The 25,643-nt window shown below is 36.8% G+C and carries 22 protein-coding genes; 13 read left to right on the top strand and 9 right to left on the bottom strand.

What is annotated here, in order from left to right; all coding sequences use genetic code 11:
- The first annotated feature begins 345 nt into the window (after positions 1-345).
- Together MT390_RS19310 and MT390_RS19305 are read left to right on the top strand one after the other, a co-directional pair.
- Positions 346-1,803, top strand: a complete 1,458-nt coding sequence (locus tag MT390_RS19310) for a hypothetical protein (RefSeq protein ID WP_499442817.1) — start codon at positions 346-348, stop codon at positions 1,801-1,803.
- A 343-nt stretch (positions 1,804-2,146) separates the two neighbouring features.
- Positions 2,147-2,440 (top strand): hypothetical protein, encoded by a 294-nt coding sequence (locus tag MT390_RS19305; protein WP_499442816.1) that lies wholly within the window; start codon positions 2,147-2,149, stop codon positions 2,438-2,440.
- A 1,067-nt stretch (positions 2,441-3,507) separates the two neighbouring features.
- On the opposite strand, the gene MT390_RS19300 is transcribed toward MT390_RS19305, so the two are convergent.
- From MT390_RS19300 to MT390_RS19290, 3 genes are all read right to left on the bottom strand, one after another.
- Positions 3,508-3,891 carry a 3D domain-containing protein gene (locus MT390_RS19300; RefSeq protein ID WP_499442814.1) on the bottom strand — a complete coding sequence of 128 codons (384 nt, stop codon included), beginning with the start codon at positions 3,889-3,891 and terminating at the stop codon, positions 3,508-3,510.
- A gap of 50 nt (positions 3,892-3,941) precedes the next feature.
- Complete coding sequence (locus tag MT390_RS19295) at positions 3,942-4,769, bottom strand: DUF2914 domain-containing protein (RefSeq protein ID WP_499442813.1); 828 nt, start codon at positions 4,767-4,769, stop codon at positions 3,942-3,944.
- 382 nt (positions 4,770-5,151) lie between these two features.
- Positions 5,152-6,195 carry a GMP reductase gene (locus tag MT390_RS19290; protein WP_499442811.1) on the bottom strand — a complete coding sequence of 348 codons (1,044 nt, stop codon included), beginning with the start codon at positions 6,193-6,195 and terminating at the stop codon, positions 5,152-5,154.
- Positions 6,196-6,712: 517 nt separating this feature from the next.
- Here MT390_RS19290 and MT390_RS19285 point away from each other — a divergent pair.
- The 5 genes from MT390_RS19285 to MT390_RS19265 all read left to right on the top strand — a co-directional run bounded on the left by MT390_RS19285 (position 6,713) and on the right by MT390_RS19265 (position 12,397).
- Positions 6,713-8,062, top strand: coding sequence for a PTS transporter subunit EIIC (locus MT390_RS19285; protein ID WP_166371995.1), 1,350 nt, complete (start codon positions 6,713-6,715; stop codon positions 8,060-8,062).
- Positions 8,063-8,154: 92 nt separating this feature from the next.
- Positions 8,155-9,093 (top strand): carbohydrate kinase family protein, encoded by a 939-nt coding sequence (locus MT390_RS19280; protein WP_499442809.1) that lies wholly within the window; start codon positions 8,155-8,157, stop codon positions 9,091-9,093.
- A gap of 1 nt (position 9,094) precedes the next feature.
- The gene (locus tag MT390_RS19275; protein WP_499442808.1) at positions 9,095-10,537 is read left to right on the top strand and encodes a glycoside hydrolase family 32 protein; all 1,443 of its coding nucleotides are present in this window, start codon (positions 9,095-9,097) and stop codon (positions 10,535-10,537) included.
- A 9-nt stretch (positions 10,538-10,546) separates the two neighbouring features.
- A complete protein-coding gene (locus tag MT390_RS19270; protein ID WP_499442807.1) occupies positions 10,547-11,575 on the top strand; it encodes a LacI family DNA-binding transcriptional regulator in 1,029 nt (342 codons plus the stop codon).
- Between the two features lie 273 nt (positions 11,576-11,848).
- Positions 11,849-12,397: a hypothetical protein gene (locus tag MT390_RS19265; RefSeq protein WP_499442806.1), complete on the top strand. Its 549-nt coding sequence runs from the start codon at positions 11,849-11,851 to the stop codon at positions 12,395-12,397.
- Positions 12,398-12,678: 281 nt separating this feature from the next.
- On the opposite strand, the gene MT390_RS19260 is transcribed toward MT390_RS19265, so the two are convergent.
- Positions 12,679-13,137, bottom strand: coding sequence for an Lrp/AsnC family transcriptional regulator (locus MT390_RS19260; RefSeq protein WP_499442805.1), 459 nt, complete (start codon positions 13,135-13,137; stop codon positions 12,679-12,681).
- Positions 13,138-13,263: 126 nt separating this feature from the next.
- Between MT390_RS19260 and MT390_RS19255 the strand changes: the two genes are divergently transcribed.
- Positions 13,264-14,199 (top strand): EamA family transporter, encoded by a 936-nt coding sequence (locus MT390_RS19255; protein WP_499442804.1) that lies wholly within the window; start codon positions 13,264-13,266, stop codon positions 14,197-14,199.
- 191 nt (positions 14,200-14,390) lie between these two features.
- The gene (locus MT390_RS19250) at positions 14,391-15,380 is read left to right on the top strand and encodes an LLM class flavin-dependent oxidoreductase (RefSeq protein WP_499442803.1); all 990 of its coding nucleotides are present in this window, start codon (positions 14,391-14,393) and stop codon (positions 15,378-15,380) included.
- Positions 15,381-15,667: 287 nt separating this feature from the next.
- On the opposite strand, the gene MT390_RS19245 is transcribed toward MT390_RS19250, so the two are convergent.
- Genes MT390_RS19245 through MT390_RS19235 form a run of 3 tightly spaced genes read right to left on the bottom strand, consistent with a single transcriptional unit; the run spans position 15,668 to position 18,264 of the window.
- Complete coding sequence (locus MT390_RS19245) at positions 15,668-16,474, bottom strand: ABC transporter permease (protein ID WP_499442802.1); 807 nt, start codon at positions 16,472-16,474, stop codon at positions 15,668-15,670.
- The gene (locus MT390_RS19240; RefSeq protein WP_166372003.1) at positions 16,464-17,234 is read right to left on the bottom strand and encodes an ABC transporter ATP-binding protein; all 771 of its coding nucleotides are present in this window, start codon (positions 17,232-17,234) and stop codon (positions 16,464-16,466) included. The genes MT390_RS19245 and MT390_RS19240 overlap by 11 nt, the downstream gene beginning before the upstream one ends.
- 13 nt (positions 17,235-17,247) lie before the next feature.
- A complete protein-coding gene (locus tag MT390_RS19235; protein ID WP_499442800.1) occupies positions 17,248-18,264 on the bottom strand; it encodes an ABC transporter substrate-binding protein in 1,017 nt (338 codons plus the stop codon).
- A gap of 711 nt (positions 18,265-18,975) precedes the next feature.
- On the opposite strand from MT390_RS19235, the gene MT390_RS19230 reads away from it, so the two are divergent.
- Positions 18,976-20,874, top strand: coding sequence for a putative bifunctional diguanylate cyclase/phosphodiesterase (locus tag MT390_RS19230; protein WP_499442799.1), 1,899 nt, complete (start codon positions 18,976-18,978; stop codon positions 20,872-20,874).
- 235 nt (positions 20,875-21,109) lie between these two features.
- Here MT390_RS19230 and MT390_RS19225 read toward each other — a convergent pair whose 3' ends face one another.
- Positions 21,110-21,535, bottom strand: coding sequence for a PACE efflux transporter (locus MT390_RS19225; protein ID WP_499442798.1), 426 nt, complete (start codon positions 21,533-21,535; stop codon positions 21,110-21,112).
- A 172-nt stretch (positions 21,536-21,707) separates the two neighbouring features.
- On the opposite strand from MT390_RS19225, the gene MT390_RS19220 reads away from it, so the two are divergent.
- Positions 21,708-22,613: a LysR family transcriptional regulator gene (locus tag MT390_RS19220; protein ID WP_499442796.1), complete on the top strand. Its 906-nt coding sequence runs from the start codon at positions 21,708-21,710 to the stop codon at positions 22,611-22,613.
- A 26-nt stretch (positions 22,614-22,639) separates the two neighbouring features.
- On the opposite strand, the gene smrB is transcribed toward MT390_RS19220, so the two are convergent.
- Complete coding sequence (gene smrB / locus MT390_RS19215; protein WP_166372008.1) at positions 22,640-23,185, bottom strand: endonuclease SmrB; 546 nt, start codon at positions 23,183-23,185, stop codon at positions 22,640-22,642.
- A 57-nt stretch (positions 23,186-23,242) separates the two neighbouring features.
- Here smrB and prmB point away from each other — a divergent pair, with 57 nt between their 5' ends.
- Positions 23,243-24,154, top strand: a complete 912-nt coding sequence (gene prmB / locus MT390_RS19210; protein WP_166372009.1) for a 50S ribosomal protein L3 N(5)-glutamine methyltransferase — start codon at positions 23,243-23,245, stop codon at positions 24,152-24,154.
- Between the two features lie 231 nt (positions 24,155-24,385).
- Positions 24,386-25,474, top strand: a complete 1,089-nt coding sequence (gene aroC / locus MT390_RS19205; protein ID WP_499442794.1) for a chorismate synthase — start codon at positions 24,386-24,388, stop codon at positions 25,472-25,474.
- The last annotated feature ends 169 nt before the right edge of the window (positions 25,475-25,643 follow it).

The raw sequence follows: 25,643 nt of genomic DNA, 5'->3' as shown, positions 1-25,643 counted from the left end.
CTTTATCCCTGCTGAGTAGTTACAAATAAAAAACCTAAAACTCAGTATGTTTCAAAAGACCATAGTTACTATGTGGGAGAAAGGAGTTCATTTGATCACAGGGCAAGGCTGACTATTGATGTTCATATAGATTCAGATGAATCGCTAGACAAAAAATATTTTAAAAACTCATAGATTTTGTGTATTTAGCACATAACAAAAATTTTCAAGGTGCACAAATTACAGTTGGCTTTTTGTTCGAGCCTTACTTATTTTAGTCAACTGCAATTTGCTGCTTAAAATGACGTTATAAATGAGTGTTAATTGTGTTCAGGTAGAGCTGAAAATTGAAAATAAGGAAATATAATGAGTCGTTGGGTTGATCAATTTGAGAATCACGTTTTTCAAGTTCAGTGGAAAAAAATATTAGAAGTAACAAATGACCTTTTGCTTGATGATGGATCAGTTGTTACTAGCGTAGAAGAACTTGCAAGATTGAATAAAGTCGTATCTTATTTAAATAGTCTATTAATTGCATGTGATCCTGAATTAATACCTCTTTCTACATGGGATAATTTTAACAGTCAATCTGATGCTTGTTTGAAACAAATTAATAGTTACCAACAGAATAGGAACATTGGACACATCACTAATGCAAATAATCACTTGGATAATTTATTAACTTATTTAAGACCTTATCAAGTAGTTGCCGGAAAAGCAGCCCAATCAGCAAGCGGTTCATTCGTCGCCTATACAAAAACGATCCACTCCAATCTTACGACTTTCCAAGCAAAAGCTAATGAAATTTTAACTGAAATTGGAGAGTTTAAAAATAGTGCATCACAAAATGCCCAAGACTCTGAACTATCAAGCCAAAAAATTAAAGAGTTAGAAGTAAGTTATTTTGATGATAGTGAAAATGAAAGTTTAAGCACTCGAATTAATGAACTCGAAGATAAACTCAAAGAAAATTATAGAAAAGTTCAAGAATATAAAGTTGAGTTATTCGGTGGAGAGTCTAGTAGTGAATCTATCTCATCTGAAATTAAGCAGGCGCTTTCTTCTGCAGAATTAGATTCTGAAACCATAAATAAATCATTGATCGATGTAAAAGAAAAACTATCTAATTTTAAAAGTTATTACACTGCCATTTTTGGTAATAAAAATGAAGAAGGGGAATTGGAGGGCGGGCTTAAAAGTGAAATTATAGCAAGAGAGAACCACCTTGATAAATTTAAAGAGCAACAAGAATTAAGATATAAATCACTTAATGATGAAATAGATAGTTTATTGCCCGGAGCTACAAGCGCGGGATTAGCAACTGCATATTACGACTTAAAAGTTTCTTTTAATAAGCCCATTAGAAATTATTCAATATTATTTTATGGTTCAATTTTCTGCTTAGTTTTAGTTGCCTTAATTTCCGTGACACAAGAATTTGGATTGTTTTACATAAAATTTGCTGATGTTACCGATTTAAACAAATTACTTTCTAATATTTTACATAAGCTTCCTATCGTATTACCTGTTCTTTGGCTCACCTTATTTGCCTCTAAACGGAGAAGCGAAACTTTAAGGCTTCAACAAGAATATGCGCATAAGGAGGCTCTCGCCAAATCTTATCAAAGTTTTAAAATTCAAATTGAAAGTTTAAATCAAGAAGATCCAAGGTTAATGGTAAAACTTCTAGAATCTGCAATTGATGCTGTTTCTAAGAATGCATCGGATACTCTTGACAAAAAGCATGGAGATAAGACTCCTGTAAACGAAGGTGTTGATGGTTTAATTAATTCTATTGAAAAAATAAGAAAAGCCATAGCTTAGATTTTATGGAACGCAAAGTTGCCAATAGCTCCTTCTTGACGCATTAGTTCATTAAGTAAACTGTTATTGAACTCAAACCGTTGTCCTAGTTGTAGACATTCATTACTTTAACCAGTATTCGGAATCAACAAATTTTGTAGCTGTACCTTAATAGTTAAATTAGTTTCCTATTAATAAAGTCTAGTTGTGGACACCCAGAAACTTTGACCAATATTCAGGCAAGTTATGTGAACAACACCGTCAATGGATGGTTTAAGCATGAGTCAACTCGTGTCGATTTTCAGTATTAATATTTGTGGGCATGTTGCGTTATGTGCTGTTTTCTCAAGGAGGTTGGACTGACGTGGTATCTTTAATCATAATGGCTTCAATGATTACTTTGTTTTTTACGATCGTCGCGCTGTTCTTTAAATTGAAGTATGTATTAAGCCTTTATGTCATTGGTAATATATTGGTATTTTTTATATTAGATTGGGTTTTACACCCTCTACAAAGTAGCTATATGTTTATTTATAGCCAACTACCAGCATTAATTTTATCTGCAATTGGGATTTATATCAGTCATAAATTTCAACCCCATGTGCTTAATAAAGTGAAGCGTATGCAGTTAAAGTTGTTCTGTAGTTCAAAGGAATAAATAACTGGGATTAGATTAAAATTAGATAGTTAAATCTCTAAACTTAGTTTTTGATAAGTGTGGGTCGGCTACGCTCATCATTTAGAATAGATATTTCCAGCTTTGTATTTCGCCCTAACAGCGTGTTACTTTCTTTTACTTGCCCAAAATAAAGTAACGAAAGAAAAAGACACCCAAGCCATCTTTTTGTTCTTGTATTATTCAACGTCTTTTTAACGCACTACTCAAAACAGCACATCCATGTGCTGATTTGAGCTATACCTTACGTCCTGTTGAACATAGTACGAAAGTACGGGATGTCCATATATGGAAACTAAGAATTCCAACTAATTAATGAGTAAAGTCGACGCTCATTGTGGCTACGTCCATTCCCCCGTTATGTTTTTCTGGCTCAATGAGTGCCTTTAGCAAGTTTAGGCATGGATGCCGTTGCTAGTTCAGCTCGACAGGGATGTGGAGTATGAACGGTGCGTTAAGAAGGTAATCATTGAGTCAGATTAAAAAAACTATCGGGGCCAGTCTCTTTGCTTACTTTCTCTGCTGGCAGAGAGAAAGTAAAGTCGCCGACATGGCGAAATCAAAGTTAATAAATACCCAAGTGATAGGATGAGCAAAGACGAACGGTAAATATTATCCCCATAGGTCAGTCTATTTCACTATATAATAAAGTAATGCAATGATGAGTTGAATCTACCGGCTTAGAGATAAGTAAAGCATGTTTTTTAAGTCCTTCAACTTAAAAGCCTGCGTTCTAGCCCACCAACAAACTAATTTATAATCACGTCAAGAACAGATAAAACAAATACACATAAAAAATATTTATAAATCATTAAGTTACCATGATTTAGATACATGAGCGCCTATTCCATAACAGTCCAAAGCTTTGCCCCATGCGAATATAATCTCTATCCATATTATCAATAGCTGCATAGGTCGCACCACGGTCGGAGTGAAAGAGACTAATGCGATTAAGGCATACTTTGAACCTTCATTGCCCTAGTTGTGGACATCAATTCCTTTATTAAGTATTCCGAATCAAGCTATCTTATCGCTGAATAGTTAAATTGCTAATCCTGATCAATCCAATATATAACTACTTCTTGCCTTCCCCATTGGTTTGCTTTTTCGACATCTTCTCCCATGTAGATGTCAATTTTATTGGTCCAACGTTTATTCATTTTATCCAGTACAGTGTAGGTGCCATCAAATCCTTCGATTCTTACTTCTTGTTGGTGAGTTAATCCCAATTTGATTAAGTCTCTTGATACTGCGATTGATTTCATTCCTGGTTTCAAGGTATCGCCCCATGCCGCTAGGTTTGGGGTTGAATCAGTTTCACCAACACTTGACGTATAGGCACTTGCCGTTACCGTTAAAGATTGTTCTGCTTCAGCACAACTCATGAGAGAGAGTATGCTCATTGCAGTTATAAGGTAAAAGCTCGGCTTCATAAAATGTTGTCCCTTGTAAAAATCAAAGTAAGTAAGCCTAGTAAGCAAAGCTAATAAGTAAATCTATTGACGGCGAGTATTTCATCCTGCCCATTTTTTAGTTCTACTTTCCATTGTCCGTGCATTGTTGGTTGAATAAATTTACTTGAATGGCTTCTCCAACGATCACCGTTAATCGCTAATTTAACCTTTGCAATCTGTTGACCATCCATACTCCAAATATAATAGAGTGTGCTATCTTTTAAATCATTTACTTCAGAAAAGGCATACACGGTTGCGATATTATCTTTGAAAATAATGTTATCGATCTTACCATTAGGCTCATTTTCTATAACTGATGAGGTAATAACAAAACGCGCGACATTACTCGACAGTATTTCAACGTCAGATTGAGAGAATATAGCAGCATTGTCTGTATTTTCTATGGTCGAATTAGTCGAGGGGGCCTCTACTGGCTCAGTTTGCGTTAAGCTTTCACTTTTATCTTGATAACTATTGCTGGTAGATTCCGTCATTTCGTCATTTAACAATTCATCTGCTTGTGATGTTATTTTAGCTTTTTCGCTTTCAGCTTTGTCTGATATTGTAATGGAGGAGGGTGACACTTCATCTTTTTCTACCGCGCTAGGAGTGCTCTTGTTTGTTGGTGTTAACGCTGCGGTACTCACTACCGATATTGCCGTTTTTTTATCATTAAGGTTATTTTGCTCTGAAAAATATCCACTCGCAAAAATAAATGACCAAATTGCAATGATAACAAGCAACAAAACCCCTAAAATTCTTCCCCAATGATAACCATGAGTGTCTTCGTCCTGCGATATGTTGCTCTGTCTTCGATTAAAGTTAACACGGATGGTAAATTTTTCTGATTCCTTCATATTGTTATTCTCACTGAAGTTTGAGAAATAGATGGTTGTATTTAAAATGCGCTTTAAATTCAGCTATTATTTCGGGTTGTTTAAGTATGATTTGCTTTTATTTTTGCTTTTATTTTTCTGATTTATGCTAATGCCTGCATTCCCCAGTGTGCTGACCATCTGATGTTGCCATCAAATATTGCGTTCAGCACTGCCATCAAAAGTTGTTATCAAACGTTGCCATAGGCGGGTATTTTTTTAAATATCCATAATTGTATATTTGCCGTTTTTTAAGTGCTTTAGCTACATTTATTATTTATTACTTTTGGAGTGAAGAAGGGTATCACTACGAATACCCTTCTTTGAACTCCATAACCCATAATGACTAGGCTCAGATGTGACGTTATTCTTTACCGTAAACGTTATTTTCTTGTTCTTGCACGCGAATAAACGTAGTGCGTTTGGTTAGTTCTTTGAGCTTAGAGGCTCCGACATAAGTACAAGTTGAACGAACACCACCCATGATATCTTCAATGGTTGCGTTGACGCTTCCTTTATAGGGAAGCAGTACTGTTTTTCCTTCGGCAGCACGGTATTTAGCGACACCACCAGAATGTTTTTTCATTGCGCTTTGTGAAGACATGCCATAAAACTTCATGAATTGCTTACCATCCTGTTCGATGATTTCACCGCCGCTTTCTTGGTGGCCTGCGAGCATTCCACCTAACATTACAAAATCAGCACCACCACCAAAGGCTTTTGATACATCACCGGGGCAACTACAGCCGCCGTCACCGATGATCATGCCACCTAAACCATGAGCAGAATCAGCACATTCAATAATGGCAGACAGTTGAGGATATCCAACGCCTGTTTTTACACGGGTGGTGCATACTGAGCCAGGTCCAATACCTACTTTCACAATATCAGCGCCTGCTAAAATAAGTTCTTCAACCATGTCTCCGGTGACTACGTTACCTGCACTGATCACTTTGTCTGGGAACTCAGCTCTAACACGCTCAACATAATCAACGAGGTGTTCAGAATAGCCATTTGCAATATCAACACAGATAAAAATGAGATCATCAGTTAATGCCATAATCTGTTTGGTTTTTTGAAAGTCAGCTTCAGAAGTCCCTGAAGACACCATCATATTCTTTAATACATTGGCATCAGTTTTATTAATAAAAGTAGCCCATTCTTCAACACTATAATGTTTGTGAATAGCCGTCATTACATTATGGGAAGCCAGCGTTTCAGCCATCTCAAAAGTTGCAACTGAGTCCATATTAGCGGCAATAATGGGCACGCCTGACCATTCACGTCCACTATGTTTAAAAGTATAAGAGCGAGTTAGGTCTACTTGAGAGCGACTTTTAAGCGTGGATCGTTTAGGACGAAAAAGTACATCTTTAAAGCCTAACTTTAAATCTTGTTCAATACGCATGGTTATTCCTTTTGAGATCAGCCATTAATAATAATGCCTATGTTTTGATCGGCTAAAAATCAAAACACTAAAAAATGGGCAAAAAAAACCGGGACATCTGATATTTATCAAAGGCCCCGGTTTTCAGTATTGTACGGTGTAAATTAATTATGGCAACTTATAACATGCTATTAAACAACTTGTTAATTCATTAATTTGAAGGAAGTAACCTATATTTACTGCAAAATAATAACTTTTATGAACTAGCATAGCGTCATTTTGGATTAAATTTTTCCTACTTTACTACTTTGGTTTTCACCTCTTTTATATGTAATGTCCTTCTCTAAATCGAATTTTTATTAATAGTACTGCTTAATACTCAGCGTCAGTAAGTAAAAACTTTAAGCATGATAAAGGTGATGAACTTCATATTATTTAAAATGAAGTTAGCTCGTTATTGATCTTAAAATATAGATGTGAAAAGCTTACCATGTTGTGTGAAAAGGTTTTCACATTTTTTGTTTACGTGAGGTTACAAATGAATAATGACATCGCAGGATCGTTGCTAAAATCATTGGGCGGCAAAGAAAATATAAGGGCTATGGAACACTGTTCAACTAGATTACGAATTGTGGTTGATGACAACAACTTGGTGGATCCCAAAGCAATTAAAAAAGTAGAAAAAGTAGCGGGTTACTTTTTTCAATTTGGCCAACATCAAATTGTTATCGGTACGGGGTTGGTCAATGAAATTTATAGTATTTTGAAAAATATGGTCGGTGAGACTGACGATAATGCAAAAAGTGCAGCTTACGATGACTTAAATGTCTTTCAAAAATCACTGCGTGCTTTAGCAGATGTGTTTGTACCATTGATACCCGTTTTAGTAGCTACTGGCCTATTTATGGGCTTACGTGGATTTGCTCAGCAATTAGGTATGACATTTTCAAGTGACTTGCTTGTTATGTCACAAATGATCACTGATACCGTTTTTATATTTCTACCTGCTCTTGTTGTGTGGTCTGCGTTTAATCGATTTGGTGGTACACCGGTTATTGGTATTGTGCTTGGTTTAATGTTGATAGCCCCGATGTTGCCAAATGCATGGGACGTAGCGAGTGGAAATGCCGAAGCGCTTACATTTGGTATATTTAAAGTGCAAGGTTTTCAAGGGACAATTATTCCTGCCCTTATCGTCGGTATTTTTGGGTCGTATGTAGAACGTTGGATTAAATCCTGGATGCCATCTGTAGTTGCCCTTGTATTCACACCATTTTTAACCATTATTATTGCCGTGTTTGCTGGGTTGTTAGTTATTGGCCCTGTATTTAATGTTGTAGAACATGGGGTAATGATTTCAGCTGATGCGATTATTAACTTACCATTTGGCTTAGGCGGCGCTATTTTTGGTGGTATTCAACAAGTATTGACAGTGACAGGTCTGCATCATTCATTAATGGTTGTCGAACTTGACTTCCTTTCTTCCATTAAAGGTGTGAATCCGCTCAATGCTTTCATTACCGCTTCGATGGCTGGGCAAGCTGGTGCAGCTATCGCTTACACCATGACCATTAAAGATAAAAAAGAAAAAGCGCTTAAATACTCTTCGATAATACCTTGTTTCTTTGGGATCACCGAGCCGCTACTTTTTGGCGTCACATTAACAAACTCCAAAGTATTTATCTCTGGCATTATCGGTGGCGCAATTGCAGGTACATTTGCCGCTATTACACATATTGCTCCAGCCGTAATGGGCGTTACTTTTTTACCCGCAATACCTGCGTATCTAGGTCATGGGCTAGGAATGTATTTAGCAATGATTGTTATCGGAATGGGAAGTGCAATGATTTTCACTAAAATATTAGTAAGACCAAATACGAATAGATAGGGGGGATGGCTCACTATTTAGTGAGCCATTTTTCTATCCATAGATATTTTTATCAACCAATAAATAGTTAATATATTTATAAAGGATCTAACATGAAAGTGGTTTGTATTGGTGAGTTGCTGATCGATTTTATTTGTACAGATACAAATAAGCAGTTGCATGACAGCGTAAATTTTATCAAAAAAGCCGGTGGTGCACCTGCTAATGTTGCGGCAACCGTCAGTAAGTTAGGAGGTAAAGCAGAGTTCATCGGAAAAGTGGGAAATGATCCTTTTGGTGTTTTTCTAAAGCAGGTGTTAACTGATGCTAACGTCGGAACTAAGGGGGTTTTATTTGATGCTGAACATCCAACTACATTAGCTTTTGTTTCGTTAACAGATGACGGAGAGCGAGACTTTGTGTTTAATCGAGGTGCGGATGGAGAGCTTACTCGGACTGATGTCTTGATAAAAACTAATCAGTCAGAAATTTATCATTTTGGCTCAGCAACAGCTCTTTTGCCTAGTGTTACAAGAGATACTTATATTAGTGTTATGGAAGAGTGTTCTTCAAAAGGTGAGTTTGTTTCATTTGATCCTAATTACCGTTCAGCACTTTGGTTGAACGAAGATGCCTTCAAAACAGCCGTTTTACCCTGTTTAAAGTGGACACATTTGTTAAAAGTCAGTGAAGAAGAGTTAGTTATTTTAGGGGGAAACAATGATAGCTCTATTGGGCTTGAATATTTACATGGGCTTGGTTGCCCTTGTATTCTGGTGACACTTGGAAAAAAGGGAACATTAGTTTCTTATAATAACCTACAAAAAATTGTACCCAGTATTCCTATCAAATCTATTGACTCTACTGGTGCAGGAGACGCTTTTATTGGCGCAATATTATATCAACTAGCAAAACATAGAAAAGTGAGCTTTGATCATTTTGAGTTATGTCAAATGGTGACGTTTGCAAACAAAGTAGGTGCATTAACTTGTACTCAAATGGGGGCAATATCTGCCATCCCAACATTAGACCAACTAAAGGAAGTAAAATAGTATGGTTGATTTGCTATTAAAGGCAGATAACGCTGCGAGTGCTGCTCTGTGTAATATTGAAGATCCATTTCGTCTTAAATACCATATAAGCCCAGCCGTTGGTTTGCTCAACGACCCTAATGGTTTTATAGAGCATAAAGGTATATATCATTTATTTTATCAATGGAATCCATTTGAATGCGCACATGGAAGTAAGTTTTGGGCACATTGTATCAGTGATGATTTAGTTAATTGGCGTTTGTTGCCTACAGCAATGGCACCAGATCAGGATTATGATAAAAATGGTTGTTATTCTGGTAGCGCGTTTGTTGATAATGAAAAGTTGATGCTATTTTATACTGGAAATGTAAAAAATAAAGATGGAACAAGGCTGTCAACTCAATGTATCGCAGAAGCGAATAGCTTAAATGACAAGTTTATAAAAAAGGGGCCTGTGATCGATAGTCCTCCTGCAGGTTATACTGCACATTTTCGTGACCCTAAAATTTGGCATGATAATGGGGTTTGGTATTGTGTGATTGGCGCACAAACGATCGATAAAAAAGGGCAGATATTATTATATCGTGCCACCAAGTTACATGATTGGGAGTTAATGGGGCCATTAGCAGGTAGTGGGCTTAATGAATTGGGTTATTTTGGTTATATGTGGGAATGCCCAGATTTCTTTGAACTCGATAATAACTACATTTTGATATGCTCACCTCAAGGGATAGAGAAGGAGGGAGATAAGTACCACAATAAATATCAATCAGGATATTTTATAGGCTCATATAATGTACAAGCTCATGAGTTTAAGCATAATGAATTTATAGAACTTGATCGCGGTTTTGAGTTTTATGCTCCGCAAACTACTACTGACTCAAAGGGACGGCGCTTAATGAGTGCGTGGATGGGAATACCTGAAGAAGATGAGCAACCCACATTAGCGTATAACTGGCTACATGCACTAACACTGATTCGTGAGCTTAAAATTATAAATGGACGTTTATATCAGTACCCAGTTGAAGAATTAAAACAGTTACGTCAAAACCAATTGAGTTATCAAGACATTCTAGTTAGCAACTCACAATCATTCACTCAAATACACACACCTTGCTGTGAAATTGAAATCGAATTAAATGACATTCAGGGGAAATGTGGTGTTTATTTTAATGCTTATGACCATTATCATATTGATCTTACATTCAACCCTAACAATCGCAAATTAAGTTTAGACCGAAATTCAACACCAAATCAATCAGGTGTACGCAGTTGTACATTGCTATCAAAGCAAAGTTTAAAGCTGCATATGTTTCTAGATAAATCATCTATTGAAATATTTGTTAATAATGGAGAAGAAGTTTTTACTAGCCGTGTGTTTCCATTAAGTGAAGCTCGTAATATTAGTATTTACTCCCATGGATCTTGTACAATAGCAAGATTTGATAAATATGACTTATCATGAGGTAACAGGTTGACGAAAAGTATTTTGAATCTAAAAGATATTGCTAATCTAGCGCAAACATCATCTTCCAGCGTATCAAGAGTGATCAACTCTTCTGGTTATGTAAAAAAAGAAGTACGTGATCGTATCCAAGTCATACTCGATGAAACAGGGTATCGGCCAAACGCATTTGCTAAAGCACTTCATAGCAAAAAAAGTCTTACAATTGGTGTTATTTTGCCAAAAATTAATGCCACTTCATCGGGTGAAAATGTTGCAGGTATTGATGATTATTTTTCAAAGCAAGGTTATAGCGTTATTCTCGGCAACACAAACCACTCTGTAGATAAAGAATTTGAATATCTTGACCTGTTTAAAGAGAAGCAAGTTGATGGGATTATTTTAATTGCAACAACACTCACCCCTGAACACCAATCTCGTATTAAACGACTTCATATTCCTATTGTTATTATGGGACAAAAATCGTTAGATGGAACGCCATGTGTTGTATTTAATGAAATAGCAGCGGCTCAAGAGTTAACCAATTATTTACTCAATAATCATCATCATAATATTGGATATATAGGGGTTAGCGAGGAAGATGTCTCAGTAGGAGTTGAGCGTAAACAAGGGTATTTGAATGCACTTGAAAAACATGGCATAAAGAAAGATGAACGGCTACTCAGCATCGGGGCATTTTCTGTTATAAGTGGCTATGATGCTTGTCAGCGTATATTCGAACAATTTGGTTCTGCTCCTGATGCAATATTTGCTGCAAACGATAAGATGGCAATTGGCGCAATAAACTATATTTTGGATCAAGGCCTTTCTATACCTGGAGATGTCAGCGTATGTGGGGTAGGTGGTGGAGTGTTTGCCCAACACTACAACCCAAAGATAACCTCTCTTTTTTATGACTCTAATTCAGCCGGAAGAGCAGCTGCAAACTTGTTATATCGATTGATACAGAGTGACGAAAAAGATTTCTTAAAAAATCATATTGAATTCGTTCAATATAAGTTAGAGATCAGAAATAGTGTCAAATTAAACAGTAATTGATTATTCGAAGTGATTACAATTTGTTGTCCGCCTAGATCAGCAATTAGTTTTGTCGTGTTATATACCCGTTAGCTATCAAAATGTATTATTCATTCGCTCACTAAGATGACAAAACAAGGCGTAACATGATGATAATGGCTAGTCTTTATCGAATGTTACAATTTAGTATTGGTTTTCTAGCGAGTGGCCGATACACTGCGCTGAATTCGTCAATATACGTAAAACATACACATAAAAACGACACATTAAAAAGTGTTTAAAATAGGCATACTCATGAGCTCAGCGTTACAAGAACAGCAAGAAATTATCTTACAATATTTAAATACAACACATTATATTGATTTTGATTCACCCACGGCAGAACAGAAACAAGAAGCTAAATATAAAATTGGTAAAGCTTGTAACAAAGCGAGAGAAATACTGTGTAGTGATGAAGCTTTTCTAGATTGGGTTTGGTCAAATGTTATCGATGAGTGTTCAACAGATATTGAAGAAGTAACACCTAATACGTTGATTTCTTGGCGTATGCTGCCTAAATTTGGCACATTAGCGCAATGTGAAGTCGTAGGTTTTACTCACGTGGCTAAGTTACTGTTGGATAAAAATGCTGCAATGAAAGCGGAAGTGTTGGAAATTATTGCTAATAATGATCCTGAAACAGCTAAAAAATTAATTAAAAAAGTACTTAAGCCAACCATTGATTTCATGCCAATTGTCGCTGACAAAAAAAGCCTAGCGGATACCGTTCACAAGGCTGATAAGTTATCAAAAGATGCACTGGTTTCGCTAGTTAAAGCAATGCATCAACAAATGGTTAAGTAACCTCACTTGGGATAAGCAAAACAAGTCAACACCGTTCTTTTTAATAGTTTCTGTGTTGATTTATCTTGCGATAACCGGTTATTACTTCATTAAACCGCTTTAAACTTCACAAAACTAGTGATGCGGTCTAATGTGCAATATAGGTTTATGAATTTAAATATGAATACGCTTTTATTATCTAGAATTGAGGTTAAGTAACCTCATTTCGAATACGTAAAGTGAGTAGTAGTGTTCTTTTCACATTAAGTTAAAAAGCAAAACTAGATATAAAGCATTTTCTATTATTGAGCTGGTGGAATAGGGCCATGCGCTTTGGAGTGACGCATCACAACTAAAGTTTTAAAGTTTTTGACGCTATTATCCTTATGTAGCACTTGTTGTGTGAATTGATCGAAGGCTTCCATATCTGCTGCGATCACTTGTAAAACTAAGTCATAATCGCCTGTTACAAACCATGAGTCGATAATTTCTGGTTGTTTATTTATTCTGCTTAAAAATGCATTGACGATAGCGCTATGGTCTCTTTCCAATTCAACCAATAACATCATACTTAACGGCCAGCCCATATTTTTAGGTTTGATGATCGCCATCTCTTTTTCAATAACACCACTTTTGCGTAACTCTCTTACTCGACGATAACAAGCAGGTTCAGAGAGGCCAATTTGTGCTGCAATCTCAGCCATCGATTCCTTGGCATCTATTTGTAGTTGTTGAAGAATCTTAAGATCTATGTTGTCCATAATTACAAGGCCTTTTTTAAATGAATGATGATAATTTTTATCATATTGCCCGCTAAATAAACAATATTAATCACTCATTATTGATAAATTTTATCATAGATATTTCTTCATCAAAGTGAGAAACCTATGCGTTCCTTAATCAATAAAAATCAAACTCTATTCGCTGTTGTAGCGATAATAGTCGCGATGTTATCAATCACAGTTGGGGCATCACTGGCGAAGTCTATATTTTCTGTCATCCCACCTGAAAGCGTTACTTTTATGCGCTTGAGCATAGCGGCGATCATGTTGTTTTTTGTGTGTCGTGTATGGGAGGTCAAAATAACTGGTCAAAATATAGGAGCAGTATTGATGTATGGTGTCACTATTGCTGGTATGAACTTGTTTTTTTATTTAGCCATTAAGTCTATCCCCATTGGCGTTGCACTGGCCGTTGAGTTAATTGGCCCGTTATTGGTTGCAATCTTATTTTCTAAAAACAAAAGTGATTTTGTGTGGGCTATACTCGCCGCTATAGGTATTTATCTACTGATCCCTAGTGCTTCAAGTGATGTAGTCTTAGATAGTCGGGGCTTAGTGTATGCAGCAATTGCTGGTTTTTTTTGGGGGAGTTATATTATTATTGGTAAAAAAGCAGGTGCCGCTCACGGTTTTAGAGCCCCTGCGTTAGGGTTAATCGTTGCATCGATGGCGCTATTACCGGTAGCAGCAAACTCATTTTCTTTAAGTGATATGAGCATCGAAATAGTGGGGTTGTTGATCTGCGTTGCATTATTATCGAGTTTGATCCCTTTAGTTTTGGAGATGCAAGCATTACGACATTTACCGACTAAAACCTATGGTGTACTCACAAGTGGAGAACCTGTTTTAGGTGCATTGGCTGGGTTCTTTATTTTAAATGAGCAACTTGTTATTACACAAAGTATTGGTATTAGCATTATTGTGTTTGCCTCCATCGCTTCTGTGTTATCACCTTCGGTTAATACAACCAATAATGTAGCAGTAAAAATAAACGGTAATGGTGCAGTAAAAGTCAAACCAGTGGCTGAAAGCTTGAAGTGAGATTATTGATAAATGAGGGTAGGTTAATAATGTTCATTTTGATCTGCTCCTTGCCCTTGCTATTTTTTAGCTGAGAGTCTTTGTCATTGAAAAGTGGGAAAATTTGCTATAACTTGAAATACTGCTTACAGCTTGATTATGATTGTTATATTTTTGCCGTGATAAGTTTATTTTCATTACGAGGTGGAACATTGTTAGCTAATATCCCTTTTTCATTATTAGAACTTGCGCCCATGCGGGAAGATGCAAGTGTCTCTGAAACACTACAAAAAAGTACTCAGTATGCGCAACACGCCGATCAACTTGGCTTCCATCGTTTTTGGCTTGCTGAACATCATAATATGCCTGGTATTGTTTGTGCTGCAACGTCGATTTTAATTGGTCATATTGCGGGTAATACCCAAAAAATCCGTGTAGGTTCAGGTGGTATTATGTTACCTAATCATTCCACCTTAGTAGTCGCAGAGCAATTTGGTACTCTAGAAAGTTTATATCCAGGGCGAATTGATTTGGGTTTAGGCAGAGCTCCAGGCAGTGATCCAGTAACTAGCCAAGCATTAAACAGTGATTTACGCCGTGCAGATAACTTTCCTGCTGAAGTGAGTGAGTTACAACAACTATTAGGTCCCTATGATGGAAAGCATGCTATTCGTGCCATCCCCGGTGAAAATACAAATGTGCCGCTGTGGTTGTTAGGCTCTAGTTTATTTAGTGCGCAATTAGCTGCACAAAAAGGGTTACCTTATGTGTTTGCCGGACATTTTGCTCCTCGATTCTTGCATGATGCTGTGGCGTTATATCGACGTGAATTTAAACCTTCTGAAACACTTAAAGCACCTTACTTTATGCTTGCACTACCACTCGTTGCCGCCGCAACCGATGAAGAAGCTGAATATTTATCCACCACTTCAAAGCAACGCGTATTGGCATTAATGCGTGGTCAAGGTTTATGGTTAAAAGCACCGGTTACTAGCATGGATAATTTATGGAACGCACAGGAAAAAGCACAAGTAGATAACTTTTTAAGTCTTAGCGTGATAGGAGGCCCTACGAGTATCAAGCACAAACTGGAAATAATCGCACAGCAATTAAATGTTGATGAATTTATATTTACAAATGATCTTTATGATAGCGAAAAACGTCATCAAGCATTGGACATATTAATGTCAATCAAACAATGATTATTGTTAGATTTTAGGTGCTCGGTGCTCGATTGGTAGTTGCTAGTTGCTAGTTGCTAGTTGCTAGATTGGTAGTTGCTAAGTGTAAGTTTCGATCTTTTAGATGCAGATACTAGGTACAAATATTTAGGTAGCTACAAAACTGCAATCGTTAATTAAGAAGCAGTAGCTAGCTGAGAAAAATAGCTACTGCTTTGCTTTCCGACAGTCTTAAAGCGCTGTCATAAATGTCCCTTCGGGTGTGACCGGAAGATACTTTTGATAGAAATCTTTATAAGCACTGCTTTCTAAGTTCTCCAACTTAAAAGTCGATGCTCTAATACACCAACAAACCAATTTATAATTACGCCAAGCACAGACAATATAAATACACCTGCAAAAAGACGCTCTAAATCATACAGCGATCCTGCTTCAAGCACATAAGCGCCTATTCCATAACTTGCCCCTAGCATTTCTGCGGCAACTAAAAGAATAATTGATATTGCAAGGGAAATTCTAAGTCCTGACAGAATGCCTGGAAGGGCACCGGGTAATACAATTTTACGTACTATTGAAACCCATGACAGTCCAAAGCTTTGCCCCATGCGAATATAACCTCTATCCACATTATCAATAGCTGCATAGGTCGCCACTACGGTCGGTGTGAAAGATCCTAAAGCGATTAAAGCATATTTTGAGCCTTCATCAATGCCAAACCAAATCACAAATAAAGGTAAAAGGGCGATTTTAGGCACAGGGAAAAGGGCGGCAACAACAGGTAAAGCACCTGCTCTCACTAGATTAAATAGCCCAATTAATAGCCCGACAGCAATACCGGCGGTTATACCCATTATTGAACCCATTAGTAAACGAGTTAATGAAGGTAGTAGATGCTTAAATAAAAGGCCTGAGTTGTAAAGGTCAACAAGGGTTTGCGCTACACCTGATGGGCGAGGCAATGTTAAGTCTGAAATCCATCCCGTACTCGTTCCCCATTCAAGTAAAGCGATCAGGCAGATAAAGACAAGTGGGCCAACAAAAATGATTGGTTTATGTGTAAAACCACCTCCTCTAAAGGGGACTTCTTTGCTCACTTGCTGTTCGTTAGTTGACATTGATCAGCTCCTTATCAGCAAGTAAAGCTTCTTCGCGCATCAGGTTCCATAAATATTTTTGCTTAATATCCAGTGCTTCGCTGTGGTTTTTTCTTTCATTTAATGGAATATCGATAGTGACCACTTCGCTAATGGTGCCAGGGCGTCGGCTGAGTACCACTATTTTATGACCTAAGCGTACTGCCTCACTTAAATTGTGTGTTACATAGCATGCGGTAAACTTTTCCCTATCCCAGAGAGAAACTAAATCATCCATCAGTAATTCGCTGGTTTGGCTATCCAGTGCCGAAAGTGGTTCATCCATCAATAAAACTGCAGGGCGAACGCTCAACGCTCTGGCAATGGCTACCCTTTGTTTCATACCTCCACTGAGTTGTTTGGGCATAGCATTGGCGAATTCACTGAGTTTTGTTCTTTCGAGTACATCATCGATGATTGATTTAATTTCTTTTTTGGCGATGCCATGATCTTCAAGCACCAATGAAATATTGTCATAGACACTGCGCCAAGGCAGTAGCGCAAAATCTTGAAATATATAGGTAAGTGGGTTAATAGAGTTTTCTGGTGGATTTCCAATTTGTGTGACTTGACCACTAGAAGGCTTTTCCAAGCCTCCAATGAGTCTAAGCAATGTTGACTTTCCACAGCCAGAAGGCCCTACTAAACAGACAATCTGGTGTTGATTAATTTCAAGGTTTATATTTTCTAGCACATTAACATCTGAGTAACGATGAGAAATATTGTTGATATGTAAGTTCATAAAATACTCAAATTTAGTAGCTATCTACATAACTAGGATCAACTAACATATCCATTGTTATATTACTTTTAACCAAACCTTCGGTTTTAAACCAATTTAATTGATCTTCAATACTGGCGATATTTAATTTTGCACCTTGGTTAAGTCGCATTGCGCCATTGATGATAGAAGGTGCGGCTTTATCATAAGGTTTATCGCTATAAACGTATTTGTGAATTAATGTCACCATTTCAGTAGCAGCTTCTTCACCTGCCGTTTTATCTACTAATGCAGCATTAAAATCAGCTCCACCTTTTGAAAATGCAGTAAGAAAAGCTTTCACCTGTTCAGGTTTGTTTTTAGCGGTGTTGGACGAAGTGAAAACAGTGGTCACCTGGTAGTTGGGTATATAATCAGAGATTTTGCCAATCAACGTAATATTCTTATTTTTAATCAGCTCTTTAGCGATATGAGGTACCACTGCCCAAGCATCAATTTGTTGAGTTTTTAATGCACCAATAATTGATCCAATTTTTTGTAACGGTTTAAAGCTGATATCGGAGTCTAAAAAACCTTCTTTTTGTGCTATTTTATGCGCCATATAATGAAAAGATGAGCCAGTTTGAGTGATGCCAAAGGAGTGCCCCTTTAAATCTGCAGGTGTTTTGAGTCCTGCGTCATAGGCTTTTTTAGACGCAAGGATCATTTGACCATCAACACCGTCTTCTTCATTTAACACACCACCGATTACTTTTATCGCACCTTTTCCAGCAAGGTTAATTAAACCACCTGAAACGGCCGTGATACCAAAATCAACATCTCCAGAAGCAATAGCGATTGCCATGGGCTGTGCCGCTTTAAAAAATTTAAATTCAACATCTAATCCCGCTTCTTTAAAATATCCACGTTCATATGCCACAAAGCTTGCAGCGTGAGATGTCCAGCGTAATGCGCCAACACGAATCTTTTCTGCCGCATTGGCTGCATTTATACTTAAAATGAACGTAAGTAGGCCTAAGAGAAGTGAGCTTTTATTTATTTTTCCTATCATGGTAACCCTTATTGATGGAGTGAATTATCTAAAAAGTAGATAACTTAAATAGATAACCTAGATTTATGTGAGAATGACTAATATCAAAAAATAATTTATTTTATATTAACTTACAACACATTAAGCACGCTTGCTTGCGTTATTTGATAGTGGATCAAACTTATGTACTAAGTTTTCATCATTATGAGTTTAGATAATGCATCTGACTTTGGTTTTCGCATTTAATAAAAAGCAGTTATTACTCAAAATACTTAATTTTAATTAGAGTGCCTTCTCGAAAAACATGAGGGGTGTTGAATAAACTTTATATTATAGCCTTTGTGACCTAAGCTATGCGTCAGTTAACTTAATATCAATTATTTAACATTTATGTATGTATTTTCATTTAATATGCGTACATAAATGTATAGGAACAAGTTTTAGATGAAACTCCATATTAGTTATTTTAGATTGATGAAATGATTGATTACTGATACTTGGACGTGCTTTTTATTAACTGCTCTATACTTTTATTGTCAATATACTTTGATGGTTTTGTTCAAACTTTATAATACAAAATGGATGGTATTTATAAAGAGCTTTGATGTTTTTTAATCAAGGATGTTTATCTTAAATTTGCACTGAACTAGGCTTAAATAACCATCATAAAGTCTATATAAAGAAATTTGTTTTACACTGATATATTCAGATTAATTAAAAAATGGACTTTTAATGACGATCAATAAACAACTCACCATCTTAATGCTACTTATCTCATTATTTTCTATTATTGTTGTGACTAGTGCCTTCAAAATTGCTGATGCTGCAAGATTCCACCAACTTAATAGTCAACATTTTAATCATGTTATCGAACTCAGTGAGTTGATTTCACGTTATCCTAATGCTATTCCTGACACTGCTATGCTTAAAAAAGTGGTACAAAAAATTCAAGATCAACCTGAAGCTTGCATTGAATTACCTAGCAAGATTGACCGATTTTTTATGAGAATGATCAATGCGGAAAGTATCATTACCATTTGTAAATATGATATTAAAATAGCAGATGACTTATTGGAAAGTATTAGATTATTTGAGCAAGGTTTGATCACTCCTGCTACCATGAAATCTGACCTTAATGAGGGTTATAAAAAATTCAGAATCAACTCTATTGAGTTTATTGTACCGGTTAATAAATTAGCTGATTTTATTGTTACAACCTCAACGATGGTGACAGTTGTATTATCCGTAGTCTTTTTTCTAATGGCGCTTACTATTGCTAAAGCAATTTTAAAAGTTGTAGAAAAAATGGAAAAAACAAAAAGTGCATTAATGATTAGTGAGAAAAAAAATAGATTGCTTGCCCATAAAGATTCGCTCACTGAGTTACCTAATCGAAATGCGTTAGACAAAAAAATAAATCACAATATTTTAATGTGTGGCGATAAAAAGTTTGCCGTGTTTTTTATTGACCTAGACCGCTTTAAAGATGTGAATGATACTCGAGGCCATGCTCAAGGCGATAAATTACTGAATATTATAGCCAAACGGTTATTTAAAGCGATGAGTGATAATGATGCTGTATTTAGGTTTGGAGGAGATGAGTTTGTTGCTATCGTTAACTTTTCAACTGATACTCATGAAGTTGAGCATATTGCCGCTAATATTATTAAGGTTATTGCTGAGCCTATTGCATTAGAAGATAGCGAGGTCCATGTCACTGCTAGTATTGGTATCTCGGTTTATCCAAATAATGCCGATGATGCTGAAAGTCTTGTTAAATATGCTGATACAGCCATGTATAAAGCTAAAAAAGAGGGCAAAAATCAATATCTATTTTATCAGGATCTTTTTAGTAAAGACCATGCTCGACGTTTATCCTATGAGTCTCAATTACGCTCTGCAATAGATAAAGATCAACTGCATATTGCTTATCAACCTGTAGTTAATTTAAATAATTATACAACGCAAGGCACAGAGGCTTTATTACGTTGGCAATTGGACCCAGATACGTTTGTTTCACCTGAGGTATTTATTCCTATTGCTGAGTATTCTGGTCAGATTATAGAGATAGGTGAATGGGTATTAAGAAATGCCTGTCGACAAAATAAACTATGGCGAGATAGTGGTGCTAGCAAATTAAATATTGCTGTGAATGTATCTCCTTATCAATTATTCAATCCGAATTTTCCTAAATTAGTACAAAGTATACTTGCTGAGTTTGATATTCCCCCACATTGTTTAGACCTTGAAATTACAGAAAGCATGACAGTTTCTGATAATGATGTGTTCTTAAAAACATTAAATGAACTTTCAGAAATGGGTGTTAGGCTATTAATGGATGATTTTGGAACAGGGTACTCTTGTTTAAGTTATTTAAGACAGCTCCCCTTTGATGTATTAAAAATCGATAAAAGCTTTGTCAGTGATTACGATACGATTGCATCCACTATTATTAGTATGGGCAAACAATTCGATATGAAAATTATTGCAGAGGGAGTGGAGACCCAACATAGTTTGGCTATGTTACAACAGCAGAAGTGTGACTTTGCTCAAGGGTATTTTTTCCAACGTCCTGTGTTAGCTGAACAAATCGATATATTTAAAATATATAATGATATTAAAAACGCTTGATAATTCTTAATAGCAATTAATACCAGTTAACAAATAACTTGAATCTACTTAGGTTATTTATTAAAAATCATGGGGTGAAATAAAAAGGCTTAAAGAATCAAGTGATAAAAGACTCACATTAACTGACGCTCATTAACAGAAAGCAATAAAACAATTAATGACCACTAATCTTGCACCATGTGTTTTGTAATCTACAAAATACATGGTGCATTTTACTACTGCTAAAATTAATGACTTAACTAACTGCCAAAGGCTTGCGAACAATAAATGCTCTTGCATGGTCATAGGTTAAGTTATAAATAAAGGCATAAATTGTTATGCAAATAGTGACGCTAATATCCATAATAAGTGCCTGCCATAAACCGATTTCCAACAATAATGCGATCACAGGAATAGTTACAATTAATAAACCGATTTGAAATAAAACAGTGTGAGCAATACGTAAAATTAACGTACGTTTTGTTTTATCGCCTGTGACAATTTGGTCAAAACCCCAGTTATAGATGAAATTCCATGCCATAGCGATAGTTGCTACAGCTATCATTGTTCCTGATAGTGCTCCTGCATCATGGCTTGTAAATGTGCTCAGTACAACAATTGCTAAAGTGACTGCTAATACTTCAAATAATACAGCATGAAAGATACGTTCAATCGGTTTCATTTTGTTACTTTCTCTCTCTTTAAGTTTTTGATAAAAGGTTCCTATACAGGTAGTGAATACAGATAGGAAGTACGGATAGAAATTGCGATTATAGTGATCTTTATCACAGGATAAAATTAACAGCCATCACGAATGATGATAGTCTGAATTATTATTTTCTCGAGTAAGCATCATGTATAGTCTGGAACAATTAAAAATCTTTGTGACAATTTGTGAAGAAGGCTCTTTCTCGGCAGCAGCTCGCCAGTTGAAACGTGCTCAATCGGGCGTAAGCCAAGCTATTTCTAACCTTGAGATAGCGATCAACCAAGAGTTGTTTAGCCGGGAAAAAAACATACCGAGCTTAACCTCGCAGGGGAAAGCATTACTGCCAATTGCAAAGTCGATATTGCATCAGCAGCAGTTTTTTGATCAGAAGGTTGAATCATTAGCGAAGGGAGCTGAACATGAATTGGTCATTGCGATTGATGAAAGTGTGGTTAATGACGAATTGATGACTATACTCTCGCCATTGGCAAATCAGTTTCCTATTACAGATGTAGAGATCATCATTACCTCTACTTTTGATGTGGAAGAGTTAGTGAGAGCGGGACAAGCTCATATTGGTATTATCTATGTTGATGGTGAATTAAAAACCGGTATGGATTTTTTTACTTTGGGGCATGCTCGCTTTTTAACCATTGCATCGCCGCAACATCCACTTTCCGCTTTATCCTCAGTGACTGAGTCCGATTTGCAAGCTCATCGGCAATGTGTACATCGTAGTGCGCACAAAAAGGAGTTATGGTTTAGTTATAAAATAAGCCCCACGGCTTGGTATGCAAACAGTCATATGGCCTTGATTGAGCTTGTTAAAAATAATATAGGTTGGGCTGTAGTACCTGAGTTATTAGCGCATCAACAAATCAACAATGGGAGTGTTATTTCATTACCTGTTTCACACGAGTTTGATGGTTGGCTGACTGTTGTCGGTTGTTTAGTTTCTCGTCGTCATGCATCGGGACCAGTATTAGAAAAAGTGGTTAAAACATTAAAAGATCATAGTTTGCTTAATAAACATTGGACTCTTAAATCATAATCCTCTTAAGTCATAATGCTTGGATGTTAACGCTTTTTTTCTTCTTTCATTTGCCAATCGGCTAACTCTACTAACACCGATAAAGCACCTTGGCCACCAAATTCCAGTGGTGCTTGGTGAAACGCTAGGATATCGGGATGTTGTGCTAACCATAACGGCACTTGTTTTTTTAATATATGTTTACCCACTCCGTGGATCACACTACAGCAATATAATCCTTCTTTTTTACAACAGCTAATCAGCGCAGCCAGTTCATTCTTTGCTTGGTGTTGTGTCAAACCATGTAAATCAAGAATAATTTCTGGCGTGAAATCGCCTCGGCGTAATTGTTTCACTAAATATTTTTGTGCATCTGTCCGGCTGTAGCGTACAGGCCCATCTTCAGGTAAATGAGGCTCAAAGGCATCCGAGAAGTGGCTCTGCTCAAAATTTTGTTCACGTTTTTCTTTAATGACCGCTTTATTCTTGATGTTTTTCGGTGGCAATTTTATGGTATCCTGTTGCAATTTTTTTATACCAGCAAATTCTGCGCTAAACAGCGAAAAATCATTATCATTATTTTTATCGGTCATGTTTTTTCCAAAACTAGGTAGTTGAATGTGCGAAGTTTACCTCAAGTGGAGAATAAATTGGATACGATTTTTAGTGATGAAGCGGTTGAAGAGTTAGTAACCATTCAAGATGTTGTACGTTGGGCTGTGACTGAGTTTAATCGTGCGGGCTTATTTTTTGGTCATGGCACTGATAATGCCTGGGACGAAGCAGTACAATTAATTTTTCCATCGTTGAATATCGAGCTGCAAAGCAATGTTATGATTCTGCAATCGCGACTAACCAAACGTGAGCGCCAAATGTTAGTTGATTTGGTTGTGACGCGCATTGAACAACGTATTCCAGTCCCTTATTTAACCAATAGTGCTTGGTTTGCAGGATTAGAGTTTTACGTTGATGAACGCACCTTAGTGCCTCGTTCACCTATTGCTGAATTAATTGAAGCTAAGTTTGCTCCTTGGGTAAAAGAGTCTCCAAAACGTATTCTCGATTTATGTACTGGTAGCGGTTGTATTGCGATTGCTTGTGCTTATGCCTTTCCTGATGCGGAAGTGGATGCCGTTGATTTATCTGAAGACGCCTTAGAAGTTGCAGACATTAACATTCAAAATCATGGTGTATCGCAGCAAGTTTTCCCTATCCAGTCTGATTTGTTCAGCGGTGTTGAAAACGAGAAATATGACTTAATTGTGTCAAACCCGCCTTATGTAGATGCTGAAGATATGGCAAACTTACCGGAAGAATATAAGCATGAGCCTGAATTAGGATTAGCTTGCGGTAATGATGGCTTAGATTTGGTACGTGATATGCTTCGTCAAGCCTCTTCAATGTTAAATGAAGATGGCGTTATGTTTGTAGAAGTAGGTAATTCACAGGTACATTTACAAGCTGCTTATCCTGATATCCCATTCCAATGGATTGAATTCTCTATTGGTGGACATGGCGTATTTGTTTTAACTAAAGCACAGCTTGATAATATTAAAATATAATTAAGCTATAAAAGGCTATAAAAGCATAAAATAAGCATAGTTAAGCATAATTATAAGCCGATATTTAAGCTGCAATGAAACACTTAAATTAGACTAAATGGTCTTAAGTGCTTTTAAAATAGAACTGAAAAATAGCATTAAAAAGTGGCATTGAAATTTGTAAATAAGTTAACTGGAAAGGCGAGTAAGTTGTCTTTTCAATATCAAACATTATGAAGTGGGAAATTAAAAATGGCAGGAAGCAGTATTGGTCAAGTTTTTAAGGTGACAACTTTTGGTGAAAGCCATGGTGCAGCATTAGGTTGTATTATTGACGGTATTCCACCTAATTTAGCAATCACTGAAGCTGACTTACAGCACGATTTAGACCGTCGTCGTCCGGGACAATCTCGTTATACCACGATGCGCCAAGAAGGCGATCAAGTAAAGATCTTATCGGGTGTATTTGAAGGTAAAACGACGGGATGCAGCATTGGATTGATTATTGAAAATACCGATCAGCGTTCTAAAGATTATTCTGCAATTAAAGATTTATTTCGCCCTGGCCATGCAGATTATACTTACCATCAGAAATATGGACACCGTGATTACCGTGGCGGTGGCCGTTCTTCTGCACGTGAAACTGCAATGCGTGTTGCTGCAGGTGCGATTGCTAAGAAGTATCTAAAAGAACAGTTTGGTGTTGAAATCCGTGGTTATTTAAGCCAATTAGGGGATATTACACCGGATATGATTGACTGGAATGAAGTAGAAAATAATCCATTCTTCTTCCCAGATGTCAGCAAAATTACAGCGCTTGAAGATTATATGAAAGCGTTGATTAAAGAAGGTAATTCTGTTGGCGCTAAAGTCACTGTGGTCGCTTCTGGAGTACCGGTTGGATTAGGCGAACCTGTATTTGATCGCTTAGATGCTGAATTAGCTCACTCGTTAATGAGTATTAACGCAGTTAAAGGTGTTGAGATTGGTGACGGTTTTGCTGTGGCGAACCAAAAAGGTACCGAACATCGCGATGAGATGACACCTGAAGGTTTCTTATCAAACCATGCTGGTGGTGTATTAGGTGGTATTTCAACTGGGCAAGATATCATTGCGTCTATTGCTTTAAAACCAACATCAAGTTTAACTATTCCTGGTCGCACCATCACAACTGACGGTGAAGCAACAGAAATGATTACAAAAGGACGTCATGACCCTTGTGTTGGTATTCGCGCGGTGCCTATCGCAGAAGCGCAAATGGCGATCACGTTACTTGACCACGTATTACGTCACCGTGCACAAAACTTGCACGTGACCACTAATACCCCGCACTTAAGATAGTGTTAATGGTCGTTTAATTCGCTTAAGGCTCCCTTAAGCAATAAGTCAGAAAATAAAAATCCGATGCCTAACAGCCTCGGATTTTTTTATACCTATTTACTGTGTTATCCACTTGGAGAATATAAATAAAAGAAGAAAAAATTAGTTATGTTTTTCTTCTTTTAAGGTT

It is taken from the genome of Vibrio sp. 2-Bac 85 (assembly GCF_037546705.1).
Taxonomy (GTDB): Bacteria; Pseudomonadota; Gammaproteobacteria; order Enterobacterales; family Psychromonadaceae; genus Psychromonas.
This window is presented reverse-complemented; position numbering and strand designations above follow the sequence as displayed.